The sequence below is a fragment of the Streptomyces chartreusis genome, assembly GCF_008704715.1.
GTDB classification, from domain to species: Bacteria; Actinomycetota; Actinomycetes; order Streptomycetales; family Streptomycetaceae; genus Streptomyces; species Streptomyces chartreusis.
The window spans coordinates 7,880,491-7,893,598 of the sequence record NZ_CP023689.1; the positions used below are offsets into that span (position 1 = coordinate 7,880,491).

The 13,108-nt window shown below is 68.8% G+C and carries 10 protein-coding genes; 7 read left to right on the forward strand and 3 right to left on the reverse strand.

Annotated features, from left to right (window positions below; translation table 11 throughout):
• The first annotated feature begins 225 nt into the window (after positions 1–225).
• A complete protein-coding gene (locus CP983_RS34800; protein ID WP_125527794.1) occupies positions 226–1,830 on the forward strand; it encodes an ABC transporter substrate-binding protein in 1,605 nt (534 codons plus the stop codon).
• Positions 1,831–1,923: 93 nt separating this feature from the next.
• Positions 1,924–3,504, forward strand: coding sequence for an ABC transporter substrate-binding protein (locus tag CP983_RS34805; protein ID WP_150504022.1), 1,581 nt, complete (start codon positions 1,924–1,926; stop codon positions 3,502–3,504).
• Between the two features lie 82 nt (positions 3,505–3,586).
• Here CP983_RS34805 and CP983_RS34810 read toward each other — a convergent pair whose 3' ends face one another.
• Positions 3,587–4,258: a response regulator gene (locus CP983_RS34810; protein ID WP_030946450.1), complete on the reverse strand. Its 672-nt coding sequence runs from the start codon at positions 4,256–4,258 to the stop codon at positions 3,587–3,589.
• A 14-nt stretch (positions 4,259–4,272) separates the two neighbouring features.
• The gene (locus CP983_RS34815) at positions 4,273–5,331 is read right to left on the reverse strand and encodes a RecB family exonuclease (RefSeq protein ID WP_150504024.1); all 1,059 of its coding nucleotides are present in this window, start codon (positions 5,329–5,331) and stop codon (positions 4,273–4,275) included.
• 189 nt (positions 5,332–5,520) lie between these two features.
• Here CP983_RS34815 and CP983_RS34820 point away from each other — a divergent pair, with 189 nt between their 5' ends.
• The 3 genes from CP983_RS34820 to CP983_RS34830 all read left to right on the forward strand — a co-directional run bounded on the left by CP983_RS34820 (position 5,521) and on the right by CP983_RS34830 (position 8,911).
• Positions 5,521–7,101 (forward strand): site-2 protease family protein, encoded by a 1,581-nt coding sequence (locus CP983_RS34820; RefSeq protein ID WP_150504026.1) that lies wholly within the window; start codon positions 5,521–5,523, stop codon positions 7,099–7,101.
• Positions 7,102–7,168: 67 nt separating this feature from the next.
• Entirely contained in the window at positions 7,169–8,071 is a 903-nt protein-coding gene (locus CP983_RS34825; RefSeq protein WP_030959514.1) for a tRNA (adenine-N1)-methyltransferase, read from the forward strand.
• A 261-nt stretch (positions 8,072–8,332) separates the two neighbouring features.
• The gene (locus CP983_RS34830) at positions 8,333–8,911 is read left to right on the forward strand and encodes a hypothetical protein (protein ID WP_150504028.1); all 579 of its coding nucleotides are present in this window, start codon (positions 8,333–8,335) and stop codon (positions 8,909–8,911) included.
• 58 nt (positions 8,912–8,969) lie between these two features.
• On the opposite strand, the gene CP983_RS34835 is transcribed toward CP983_RS34830, so the two are convergent.
• Positions 8,970–9,275 (reverse strand): ferredoxin, encoded by a 306-nt coding sequence (locus CP983_RS34835; protein WP_030955196.1) that lies wholly within the window; start codon positions 9,273–9,275, stop codon positions 8,970–8,972.
• A 245-nt stretch (positions 9,276–9,520) separates the two neighbouring features.
• Between CP983_RS34835 and arc the strand changes: the two genes are divergently transcribed.
• Together arc and dop are read left to right on the forward strand one after the other, a co-directional pair.
• The gene (gene arc, locus CP983_RS34845; RefSeq protein WP_093867001.1) at positions 9,521–11,287 is read left to right on the forward strand and encodes a proteasome ATPase; all 1,767 of its coding nucleotides are present in this window, start codon (positions 9,521–9,523) and stop codon (positions 11,285–11,287) included.
• A gap of 245 nt (positions 11,288–11,532) precedes the next feature.
• On the forward strand, positions 11,533–13,044 hold the full coding sequence (gene dop, locus CP983_RS34850; RefSeq protein ID WP_341874897.1) for a depupylase/deamidase Dop: 1,512 nt from the start codon (positions 11,533–11,535) through the stop codon (positions 13,042–13,044).
• Positions 13,045–13,108 lie beyond the last annotated feature (64 nt).

A 13,108-nucleotide genomic window follows, 5' to 3' on the forward strand; every position in this document is an offset into this window, starting at 1 on the left:
CTTTGTGTCCCGATTGATGGACCGGTGCACGAATCCTTCCCCGGTCAGGTTTTCGTTGCGTCCGCGCCCGGTTCCGCTCCGTGATGGATCCTCAACTCCGGTCGCTTCGAACCGTCCTGCGCGCGCGGACTAATCTCATCGCGAGAACATCGAACTTACCCCGTGATCCGCCGCGACACCCCTGCATGCCGGGTACACGGAGTCGACCGCTGGAGAAACCCGAGCATGAACCGCAAGACTTTGGTGCTGCCGGCCGTCATCGGCCTGCTCGTGCCGGTTCTCGCCGCCTGTGGCGGGACCGACAGCGGCAGCGACAATGGCGACGCGATCGTCGTCGGCACCACCGACGCGTTCACTGCCTCGAAGGACGCTCCCGCCCCCCTCGACCCGGCCTTCGCCTATGACGTCGGCACCTGGAACATCCTGCGCCAGACGGTGCAGACCCTGATGATCCAGCCGCGCGGTGAGGGCGAGCCGGTCCCCGAGGCCGCCGAGAGCTGCGGTTTCACCGACAGCGGCAACGAGCGCTACGCCTGCACGCTGCGCAAGGACCTGAAGTTCGCGAACGGCGACCCGGTCACCGCCTCGGACGTCAAGTACTCCATCGACCGCGCCCGCGCCCTCAAGGCCGACAGCGGTGTCTTCGCCCTGCTGTCCACGATCGACACCGTCGAGACCCAGGGCGACAACGAAGTCATCTTCCACCTGAAGACCGCGGACGCCACGTTCCCGTTCAAGCTGTCGACCCCGGTCGCCGGCATCGTCGACCCCGACATCTACGACAAGAGGAAGCTGCGCGACGGCTTCGAGCTCGACGGGTCCGGCCCTTACACGCTCAAGGCCGAGGTCGAGGACGACAAGCTGGTCTCCGCCGTGTTCACCAAGAACCCCAATTACCAGGGGAGCCTGAAGGTGAACAACGACAAGGTCGAGCTGCGGAACTTCAAGGACGCCGACGAGATGGGCAGCGCCCTCGACAAGGGCGACATCGACCTGATGACCCGCACCATGTCGCCCGAACAGATCCAGAAGCTGTCCGCCGACTCCGACGACAAGGTCGACCTCGTCGACATGTCCGGCCTGGAGATCCGCTACCTGGCCTTCAACACCAACGCCCCGACGGTGAAGAGCAAGGCCGTCCGCCAGGCGATGGCCCAGGTCATCGACCGCGGCGAGCTCGTCTCCAAGGTCTACGGCTCGCAGGCCGAGCCGCTGTACTCGCTGGTCCCGGCCAGCATCACGGGCCACTCCAACTCGTTCTTCAACAAGTACGGCGACCCCGACGTCGACAAGGCCAAGTCGATGATGGAGCGGGCCGGCGTCACCACCCCGGTGAAGCTGACCCTGCACTACACGACCGACCACTACGGCTCGGCCACCGAGAAGGAGTTCGAGCTGCTGAAGAAGCAGCTGAACGACAGCGGTCTGTTCGAGGTCGACATCAAGGGCACGCCCTGGGCGACGTTCCGCCCCGCCGAGCAGAAGGGCGCGTACGACGTCTACGGCATGGGCTGGTTCCCGGACTTCCCCGACGCCGACAACTACCTCGCGCCGTTCCTCGACAAGGACAACTTCCTCGGCTCGCCGTACGCCAACTCCGCGATCCGCAGCGATCTGATCCCGGAGTCCCGCCGGGTCGCCGACCGGCTGTCCGCCTCCGGCAGCCTGACGGAGATGCAGGACATCGTCGCCAACGACGTGCCGGTGCTGCCGCTGTGGCAGGGCAAGCAGTTCGTCGCGGCGAACGACGCCGTCACGGGCACGGCCTACGTCCTCAACTCCTCCTCGACCCTTCAGCTGTGGGAGCTCGGCCGTGGCGTGAGCGGCTGACGTCTCTCCGAGCCCGGCGCCCCCACCGGGACGCCGGGCCTGGCCCGGGGACCCGGGACGGGTTCCGCACAATCGACGACAAGGCACTCGTAAGTGAACATGCGCAACCAGTGGCCAGTCCTGCCCGTAGTGGCAGGGCTGGCCTCCGGCCTGTTGACCGGCTGTGGCACGGAGACGGGGGACGCCGGCGGCACCGGCACCTCGGTGGTCATGGGGATGTCGGACGACGTCCTGGCCACGGACCCCGCCTCGGGCTACGACCCCGGCTCCTGGCTGTTGTTCAACAACGTCTTCCAGTCGCTGCTCAGCTTCCCCAAGGGAGCCACGGAACCGCAGCCCGAGGCCGCCGAGGAGTGCGCCTTCTCCGACTCCAAGGCCACGGTCTACGAGTGCACGCTCAAGGACGGCCTGAAGTTCAGCAACGGCGACGAGCTCACCTCGAAGGACGTCAAGTTCTCCTTCGACCGCCTGCTGAAGATCAATGACCCCGACGGCCCCGCGGTCATGTTCCCCACCCTGAGCAAGGTCGAGACGCCGGACGACAAGACGGTCGTCTTCCGGCTCAACTCCTCCGACGCCACCTTCCCGAGCAAGATCGCCTCGGGTGCCGGCTCCATCGTCGACGAGGACCAGTACGACGCCGCCGGCCTGCGCAAGGACGGCCAGGCGGTCGGCTCCGGCCCGTACAAGCTCGACAAGTTCGACGACGACGAGGCCGTCTTCTCGGTCAACGAGAACTACAAGGGCACCGCCGAAGTGCAGAACTCCGGCGTGACGATGAAGTTCTTCCACGGCGACCAGGAAGCCCTGAAGAAGGCCATCAAGGAGAACGAGGTCGACATCGCCTACCGCGGTCTCACCGCCGGCGACATCACCGACGTCGAGAACTCCGGCGGCGACTCCGGCATAGAGGTCGTCGAGGGCGGCAGCGCCGAGGTCCAGCACCTGGTCTTCAACATGGACGACCCGGTCACCGGCAAGCTCGGCGTGCGCAAGGCCATCGCCTACCTGCTCGACCGCGACGCCCTCATCAGGGATGTCTACCAGGGCACGGCCACGCCGCTGTACTCGATCATCCCGGCCGGCATCGGCGGCCACAACACGGCCTTCTTCGACACCTACGGCGCCCGCCCCTCCCGCTCCAAGGCCGCCGCGGCGCTCCAGGACGAGGGCGTGAACGGCAAGGTCAAGCTGACCCTGTGGTCCACCCCGTCGCGCTACGGCCCCGCCACCGACGACGAGTTGAAGGCGATCGCCAAGCAGCTCAACGCCAGCGGCCTGTTCGACGCGGACGTGCAGTCCGTCGCGTTCGACCAGTACGAGAAGGACATCGCCGACGGCAAGTACGGCGTGTACGTGAAGGGCTGGATCCCGGACTACCCGGACGCCGACAACTTCACCGCGCCCTTCTTCGGCAAGGGCAACGTGCTGAGCAACAACTACAGCAACAACGCGATCACCGGCACGCTCATCCCGCGCACCGCGGCCGAGAGCGACCGCGCCGCGACAGAGGACGACTTCGGCCAGCTCCAGGACATAGTCGCCAAGGAGCTGCCCGTCCTGCCGGTCTGGCAGGCCAAGCAGTACGCCGTCGTCCGGGACAACGTCTACGGCCTGGAGTACTGCCTCGACGCGTCCACCGTGTTCCGCTTCTGGGAGCTGAGCAAGGGCTGACGGACGGCTGCACACGGCCCGAACGCACCGAGGGCGCCCCTTCCTTCCGGAAGGGGCGCCCTCTTCGTCGTGACCCGGCCTCCTACTGCGCGCCGGGGCGCACCAGACCGCTCTCGTACGCGTACACCGCGGCCTGCACCCGGTCCCGCAGACCCAGCTTGGTCAGCACATGACCCACATGGGTCTTCACGGTCGTCTCGCTGACGAACAGGTCGGCGGCGATCTCGGCGTTAGACAGCCCACGCGCCACCAGCTTGAGCACCTCGACCTCGCGCTCGGTCAGCGTGTGCAGGGTGTCCGGGACCGGCTCGTCGCCCGAGGGCAGATGCGTGGCGTACTTGTCGAGCAGCCGGCGCGTGATGCTCGGCGCGAGCATCGCCTCACCGGCGGCGACGACCCGGATCGCCTGCACCAGCTCGTTGGCCGGGGCGTCCTTCAGCAGGAATCCGCTGGCGCCCGCCTTCAGCGCCTCCACCACGTACTCGTCGAGATCGAAGGTCGTCAGCACCAGAACCTTCGCCGGGCCGTCCCGCCCGGGCCCGGTGATCTGCCGCGTCGCCTCCACCCCGTCCATGCGGGGCATACGGATGTCCATCAGGACCACGTCGGGCTGCAGAGCCCGCACCTGGTCGAGGGCCTGGAGGCCGTCACCGGCCTCGCCCACGACCGCGATGTCCTGCTCGGCCTCCAGGATCATCCGGAAGCCGGTTCGCAGCAGGGGCTGGTCGTCGACCAGTAGGACGCGGATGGCCACGTGAGTCTCCTTCGCTAGTCCGGCCCCATTCTGCCCTGCGCACCGCCACCGGACTCGCCCGCCCCGACCGGCAACGGATACGGCGGGGGAGTGCCCCCGAATTCCGGGCAGTGGGCCTGGTGATCGCACCAGCCGCACAGCTTCGTCGGCCGGGGCCGCCAGTCGCCCGACTCCGTCGCCTGCCGGATCGCGTCCCACAGCGCGAGCAGCTTGCGCTCGACCCGCTCCAGGTCCGCGAGCACGGGGTCGTACGTCAGTACGTCACCGCTGCCGAGGTACACGAGCTGAAGCCGGCGCGGGACGACGTTCTTCAGCCGCCAGACCACCAGGGCGTAGAACTTCATCTGGAACAGCGCGCCCTCGGCGTACTCGGGCCGGGGCGCCTTGCCCGTCTTGTAGTCGACGATCCGCACCTCGCCCGTCGGCGCCACGTCGACGCGGTCGATGATCCCGCGCAGCTTCAGGCCCGAGTCCAGCCGGGCCTCGACGAACAGCTCGCGCTCGGCGGGCTCGAGGCGGGTCGGGTCCTCCAGCCCGAACCAGCGCTCGACGAGCTGCTCCGCCTCGCCCAGCCAGGTCGCCAGCCGCTCGCCCTCGGGGTCGTCCGCGAACAGCTCCACGACCTCCGGCCTGCTCTCCCGCAGCCGGTCCCACTGCCCGGGGATCAGGGACTTGGCCCGCGGAGCGGTCCGCTCGGCGGCAGGGGAGTCGAAGAGCCGCTCCAGCACCGCGTGCACGAGCGTCCCCTTGGTCGCCGCCGCACTCGGCTTCTCGGGCAGCCGGTCGATCACCCGGAACCGGTACAGCAGAGGGCACTGCATGAAGTCACTGGCACGGGACGGGGACAGCGAGCTCGGCGGTATCACCGGCAGGGCGGCGACCTCCACGGCCTCGCCGGCCGGGCCCTCAGCGGCCGTTCCCTCACCCGTCACGCCCTCACCGGTCGCGACCGCATCCGCCGTACCGTCCGCCCCCGCCGGCTCCTCGTCCGCCACCGGCCCTGTGACCGGTGCCGTCACCGGCGTGACGTCACCGCCGCTGTCCGCCGCGGCACCCTCCGTGCTCGTCTCCATGACCACAGACCTTACGGCCCACCACTGACAGTGACCCAGCCCGGCTGTTACGGGCGGTACGTCAGGGGAAACTCAGGGGGTGCCGGGGCGGAAGGCTTCAGGACGGCCGCATACCATCGACCCGAGACCCTTCCGCCCGGCAGGCGCGGAAGACGCTTGGGCGGAAGACGCTGAGAACGAGGGGACATCGTGGACGAGAGCGGCGGGAGCGGGCAGCCGCGGTCCGGCACCGACGAGTCGACCGAGCGCCGACCAGACCGTACGGCCCCGGCCACCGACCCCACACGCCCCGACCCGACCCCGTCCGACACCGCGCACGCGGACCCCGAGCCCGAGAACGGCACGCAGGGCTCAGCGGGCACGGACGGCGCGGGCGACACCGGGAGCAGGTCCGCCGACCGCCCGGAGGTGCGGGACACCACCGCCCCCGAGGCCCCGCGATCGAGCTCCACTCCTTCCGAGCCCGGCACGGGAGAGGGCGCCGCCTCCGGCGCCCACGAGCCCCGGCGCCCGCACCCCGACGCCCCCACCCCGCACGACCACCAGGCCACCCCTCACCTCGACCGCACGCTCGCCCACTCCGGCACCACCAAGGGGCGTCCGCCGCAGCGGCCGAAGGACCCCCGGGGCGGGCTGCTGATGGGGCGGCCGTTCGGCGTGCCCGTGTACGTCGCGCCCAGCTGGTTCCTCGTCGCCGCCCTGATCACCTGGGTGTTCGGCGGGCAGCTCGACCGCGTACTGCCCGAGCTCGGCGCCGCCCGCTATCTCGTCTCGCTCTTCTTCGCGGTCGCCTTCTACGCGTCCGTCCTCGTCCACGAACTCGCCCACACGGTCGCCGCCCTGCGCTTCAAGCTCCCGGTCCGGCGCATCCAGCTCCAGTTCTTCGGCGGCGTCTCCGAGATCGAGAAGGAAGCCGAGACCCCCGGCCGGGAGTTCGTGCTCGCCTTCGTCGGCCCCCTGCTCTCCCTGGTCCTCAGCGGCGTCTTCTACGGCGCCATGCAGTTCGTCGAACCCGGCACCGTCCCCGGCGTCCTGCTCGCCGGCCTGATGATCTCCAACCTCATCGTCGCCGCCTTCAACCTGCTGCCCGGCCTGCCCCTCGACGGCGGCCGCATGCTCCGCGCGGTCGTCTGGAAGATCACCGGCAGGCCGATGAGCGGCACCGTCGCCGCCGCCTGGATCGGCCGGGCCCTCGCCGTCTCCGTCCTGGTCGGCCTCCCGTGGCTCACCCAGTCCGGCGCCCTCGGCTCCGACGCCGTCGACAACGTCGGCATGGACACCGTCATGGACGCCCTGCTCGCCGCCATCCTCGCGGCGATCATCTGGACCGGCGCCGGCAACAGCCTGCGCATGGCCAGGCTGCGCGAGCACCTCCCCGAGCTGCGCGCCCGCAACCTGACCCGCCGCGCCGTCCCCGTCGAGACCGACACCCCCCTGTCGGAGGCCCTGCGCCGTGCCAACGCTGCCGGCGCCCGCGCCCTGGTCGTCGTCGACGCCGACGGCAACCCCCTCTCCCTCGTCCGCGAGGCCGCCATCGTCGGCGTACCGGAACACCGCCGCCCCTGGGTCCCCGTCAGCGGCGTCGCCCACGACCTGACCGACGGCATGCGCGTCTCCGCCGAACTCTCCGGCGAGGAACTCCTCGACGCCCTGCGGGCCGCCCCCGCCACCGAGTACCTGGTCGTCGAGGAGACCGGCGAGATCTACGGCGTGCTGTCGGCGGCCGACGTCGAGCGCGCCTTCGTGAAGGCGATGGCCCGCCCGAACTGACGCAGCCCGCTCCCGGGGCCGCTCACCCGTGGTCGGCGGCCCCCGGAAACGCCGGTAGGCTGTTCACATGTCCGAACCGACCGGTGCCGCCCGCCGTCGCGGGCCCTTCAAGGTCGGGGACCAGGTTCAGCTGACCGACCCCAAGGGCCGCCACTACACGTTCACGCTCGAAGCCGGGAAGAACTTCCACACCCACAAGGGTTCCTTCCCGCACGACGAACTGATCGGTGCTCCCGAGGGCAGCGTTGTCCGCACCACCGGGAACGTCGCCTACCTCGCGCTGCGCCCCCTGCTCCCCGACTACGTCCTGTCCATGCCCCGCGGGGCAGCCGTCGTCTATCCCAAGGACGCGGGACAGATCCTCGCCTTCGCCGACATCTTCCCCGGCGCCCGCGTCGTTGAGGCCGGCGTCGGCTCCGGCTCGCTCAGCAGCTTCCTGCTGCGCGCCATCGGCGACCAGGGCATGCTGCACTCCTACGAGCGCCGCGAGGACTTCGCCGACATCGCCCGGCAGAACGTCGAGCGCTACTTCGGCGGCCCCCACCCCGCCTGGCAGCTCACCGTCGGCGACCTCCAGGACAACCTGTCCGACACCGAGGTCGACCGCGTCATCCTCGACATGCTCGCCCCCTGGGAGTGCCTGGAGGCCGTCTCCAAGGCGCTCGTCCCCGGCGGCATCGTCTGCTGCTACGTCGCGACCACCACCCAGCTCGCCCGGACCGTCGAGTCCATCCGCGAGATCGGCTGCTTCAACGAGCCGACCGCCTGGGAGTCGATGATCCGCAACTGGCACATCGAGGGCCTGGCCGTCCGCCCCGACCACCGGATGATCGGACACACCGGCTTCCTCCTCACCGCCCGCCGACTCGCCGACGGTGTGGAGCCGCCCATGCGCCGCCGACGCCCCGCCAAGGGCGCCTACGGCGAGGACTACGAAGGCCCCAACGCCGACGGTGGCACCGGCCGCTGAGCCGGCCCCGTACCGCATCCAACGCACCGGCGCTGCGGTCGAGTTCCCAGGTCACCCCGGGAACTCGACCACAGCGCCTTTCTGTTGACGTGCCCCCGGAAACCGACCGCCTGCCGAGCGCCGCGCGCCCCGCCCGCACCTCCGGCCACCCGACATCCGGCACCGGAACTCCACACCCCCGCCGTTCCGTGACACTGTGACGTGTGGCACGATGCGTGCCACCCACCCCCACCGGCACAGCCCTCACAGGAGACGCTCCTAGTGCAGCAATCCGCCGTCCCGGAACTGGCACACACCCACACCCGGCCCATCCACTGGCTCGCCACCGCCACAGCGGTCGCCGGTGTCGTGGCGTTCTCCTCGGTCCTCCAGCCCGGTGCGGCGACAGCGGCCCAGGCAGCCGGTCCGGAGACGAAGCACGCCGCCGCGGCGGTCACACCGCCCGACCCCGCGCGCATCGACTTCCCGCTCGAATGCGGCCCCGTCAAGGCGGTCGTGGTGAAGAAGGCCAGCGGAGACCTCGACGGCGACGGCAGCCCCGAGACCGTGGCCGTGGTGCACTGCGACTCCCCGATGGGCACCCCGCCCGACGGCGTCTACGTCCTCACGAACGCCAAGGAGACAGCCGCTCCCCGCGTCGTCGCGACCCTCGTCGACACGAAGGACAGCATCACCGTCAGTGACATCGCCGTCCGTGACGGAGCGGTCGAGGCCGAGCTGCTCGGCTACTCCTCGACCGACGTACCGCGTTGCTGCCCGGACGTGAAGAAGAGCGCGAAATGGCAGTGGCAGAACGGCTCGTTCGTGCGCTCGACACCCGCTGGTGCCCACAGCGTCTGACCCTCGCCACAGAGAGTTGTGAGAAATCAGACAGTCGTAACACCCCGTGCGCGAAAGGTCACTCGGCGTCCGGGCCGAACACCTCGACCTTGTCCGAAACGCGACGCACATGGATGCAGTCGCCCGGGCACTCCTTCGCCGAGTCCACGACATCCGTGAGAAGCGGCAGGGGTACGGGCGTTGTGGCCCCCTTGGCCTGCAAGAGCTCGTCCTCGGAGCTCTTCACATAGGCCAGACCGTCGATGTCCAGCTCGAACACCTCGGGCGCATACTGGGCACAGATGCCGTCGCCGGTACAGAGATCCTGATCGATCCAGACCTCCAGCGCCTCACCCTCGACCCCGGCCGTCCGCTCCACGCTCATCTCTCCTACCGCTTGCTGCGCCGAGCCGAACGGGAATCCGGCCAGCTCTGACGGGTGTTGAACGCTTCGACCCTACCTTCGACTGGGTTCCAATCATGTCCGGTGGGTATTCCCCTGGCGTGAGGGAGAGCGCAAGGGTGAAGATCGGACACACCCCGACCGTCTTTGTGATCTAGGGGTTTCAATCGACACCCACCCAGGTAGGGTCTGGAAGCGTCCAGCTCCCCTTGGAGGAGGTGAGGACCGTGGCAGCCCACGACGACGACATGAACCGCGGCATCCGCCCGGGACGAGGGTCCGACGACCCGGCCGGGCAGATTGCCTACCTTGAGCAGGAGATCGCCGTCCTGCGACGCAAGCTCGCCGACTCTCCGCGACACACGAGGATTCTCGAAGAGCGGATCGTCGAGTTGCAGACGAACCTGGCCGGCGTGTCCGCCCAGAACGAGCGACTGGCGAACACGCTCCGTGAGGCCCGAGACCAGATCGTGGCCCTCAAGGAAGAGGTCGACCGGCTCGCACAGCCGCCGGCCGGCTTCGGTGTCTTCCTGCAAGCCAATGAGGACGGCACCGCGGACATCTTCACCGGAGGACGCAAACTCCGCGTGAATGTCAGCCCGAGCGTCGAACTCGACGACCTCCGGCGCGGCCAGGAACTGATGCTCAACGAAGCCCTCAACGTGGTCGAGGCCATGGAATTCGAGAGCGTCGGGGACATCGTCACCCTCAAGGAGATCCTCGAGGACGGCGAACGCGCCCTGGTGCTCGGGCACACCGACGAGGAACGGGTGGTACGGCTCGCCGAGCCGCTGCGCGGCGTGAACATCCGCCCCGGCGACGCCCTGCTGCTCGAACCCCGCTCCGGCTATGTATACGAGATCGTTCCGAAGAGCGAGGTCGAGGAACTCGTCCTCGAAGAGGTTCCCGACATCGGCTACGAGCAGATCGGTGGCCTGGGCGGCCAGATCGAGGCCATCCGCGACGCCGTCGAGTTGCCGTACCTCTACCCGGACCTGTTCAAGGAGCACGAACTGCGCCCGCCCAAGGGCGTCCTGCTCTACGGGCCGCCCGGATGCGGAAAGACGCTCATCGCCAAGGCCGTCGCCAACTCGCTGGCGAAGAAGGTCGCCGAAGTCACCGGCGTGGCCGCGGGCAAGAGCTTCTTCCTCAACATCAAGGGCCCGGAGCTTCTCAACAAGTACGTCGGCGAGACCGAGCGGCAGATCCGCCTCGTCTTCCAGCGTGCGCGTGAGAAGGCCTCCGAGGGCACGCCCGTCATCGTCTTCTTCGACGAGATGGAGTCCCTGTTCCGCACCCGTGGCTCCGGTGTCAGCTCGGACGTGGAGAACACCATCGTCCCGCAGCTGCTCGCCGAGATCGACGGTGTGGAGGGCCTGCAGAACGTGGTCGTGATCGGTGCCTCCAACCGCGAGGACATGATCGACCCGGCCATCCTGCGCCCCGGCCGCCTGGACGTGAAGATCAAGATCGAGCGTCCCGACGCCGAGGCCGCCAAGGACATCTTCGGCAAGTACCTCACTCAGCGTCTCCCGCTCCACCCCGAGGACGTCGGCGAGCACAGCGGCGACAAGGCCATGACGGTCCAGAGCATGATCCAGACCGCCGTCGAGCAGATGTACGCCGAATCCGAGGAGAACCGCTTCCTGGAAGTCACCTACGCCAATGGCGACAAGGAAGTCCTCTACTTCAAGGACTTCAATTCCGGTGCCATGATCGAGAACATCGTGGGCCGCGCCAAGAAGATGGCGATCAAGGACTTCCTCGAGCACAAGCAGAAGGGCCTCCGCGTCTCCCACCTGCTCCAGGCTTGCGTGGACGAGTTCAAGGAGAACGAGGACCTGCCCAACACCACCAACCCGGACGACTGGGCCCGGATCTCCGGAAAGAAGGGCGAGCGGATCGTCTACATCCGCACCCTGATCACCGGAAAGCAGGGCGCCGACACCGGACGCTCCATCGACACGGTGGCCAACACCGGACAGTACCTGTAAAGACCAGGGCGGCTGCGGGTGCCCTCATCGGGTACCCGCAGCCCACTGTTTTTCCGGCCACAACCGGAACACAAGGCGTGCAAGGCAATGACGCAAATGATCTCCCCACCAGGGCAAAGGCGCTCTAGGCTCTTCCGTACCGCCGAGTCGCGCAGTGCGGGGACGGGCACCGCACACGCAACCGAGCGCCAGCGGTACTTGTGCGGCGCCCACGACCGAGGGTGCCGCCGGGCAAGGAGGGCCGCATGACCGTACGGCGAGTAATGGGCATCGAGACGGAGTACGGGATCTCCGTCCCCGGCCACCCCAACGCCAATGCCATGCTCACCTCATCCCAGATCGTCAATGCCTACGCGGCGGCGATGCACCGGGCCCGCCGGGCCCGCTGGGACTTCGAGGAGGAGAACCCGCTGCGGGACGCGCGGGGCTTCGACCTCGCCCGTGAGGCCGCCGACTCCAGCCAGCTCACCGACGAGGACATCGGCCTCGCGAACGTGATCCTCACCAACGGAGCGCGGCTCTACGTCGACCATGCGCACCCCGAGTACAGCTCGCCCGAGGTCACCAATCCGCGCGACGCCGTCCTGTGGGACAAGGCCGGCGAGCGCATCATGGCCGAGGCCGCCGAGCGGGCCGCCCAGCTCCCCGGCGCCCAGCCCATCCATCTCTACAAGAACAACACCGACAACAAGGGCGCCTCCTACGGCACGCACGAGAACTACCTGATGAAGCGGGAGACCGCCTTCTCGGACATCGTGCGCCACCTCACGCCCTTCTTCGTCTCCCGTCAGGTCTTCGCCGGAGCGGGCCGCGTGGGCATCGGTCAGGACGGCCACGAACACGGCTTCCAGCTCAGTCAGCGCGCGGACTACTTCGAGGTCGAGGTGGGGCTCGAGACCACCCTGAAGCGCCCGATCATCAACACCCGCGACGAGCCCCACGCCGACGCCGAGAAGTACCGCCGGCTCCACGTGATCATCGGCGACGCCAACCTCTCCGAGATCTCGACCTACCTCAAGCTGGGCACGACGGCCCTGGTCCTGTCCATGATCGAGGACGGCTTCATCGCGGTGGACCTGGCGGTCGACCAGCCCGTACGCACGCTGCACCAGGTCTCGCACGACCCGTCCCTCAAGCGCCTGGTCACCCTCCGCAGCGGCCGCACACTCACCGCGGTTCAGCTCCAGATGGAGTACTACGAGCTGTCCCGCAAATACGTCGAGGAGCGCTTCGGCGCGGACGCCGACGAGCAGACCAAGGACGTCCTGGCCCGATGGGAGGACACCCTGAACCGGCTCGAACGCGACCCGATGAGCCTCTCCGGCGAGCTGGACTGGGTCGCCAAGCGGGAGCTCATGGAGGGCTACCGCCGCCGCGACGACCTCGACTGGGACGCGGCCAGGCTGCATCTGGTCGACCTCCAGTACGCCGACGTACGCCCCGAGAAGGGCCTCTACAACCGTCTGGTGGCCCGCGGACGCATCAAGCGCCTCCTGGACGAGCAGACCGTGGAGCGGGCGCAGGTGAAGCCTCCGGAGGACACCCGGGCCTACTTCCGGGGCCGCTGCCTGGAGCAATACGCCGACGACGTCGCCGCGGCCTCCTGGGACTCGGTCATCTTCGATCTCCCGGGCCGCGACTCCCTCCAGCGGGTTCCAACCCTCGAACCGCTTCGCGGAACGCGAAATCACGTCAAGGAGCTCCTGGACCGCTGCCGGACGGCAGAAGACCTGGTCAGGGTCCTGTCAGGCAGCTGATCGGCCTCCGGGTCCGCCCGGCCGGGGTCGGCCGGGCAGGGTGGAAAACCCGGCGTCCGGGAAT

Bases quoted from the DNA above. Each gene is read 5' to 3' on its own strand.
- CP983_RS34800 (WP_125527794.1), top strand. From the start codon at position 226: ATGAACCGCAAGACTTTGGTGCTGCCGGCCGTCATCGGCCTGCTCGTG.
- CP983_RS34815 (WP_150504024.1), bottom strand. From the start codon at position 5,331: ATGGAGACGAGCACGGAGGGTGCCGCGGCGGACAGCGGCGGTGACGTC.
- CP983_RS34825 (WP_030959514.1), top strand. From the start codon at position 7,169: ATGTCCGAACCGACCGGTGCCGCCCGCCGTCGCGGGCCCTTCAAGGTC.
- CP983_RS34835 (WP_030955196.1), bottom strand. From the start codon at position 9,275: ATGAGCGTGGAGCGGACGGCCGGGGTCGAGGGTGAGGCGCTGGAGGTC.
- dop (WP_341874897.1), top strand. From the start codon at position 11,533: ATGACCGTACGGCGAGTAATGGGCATCGAGACGGAGTACGGGATCTCC.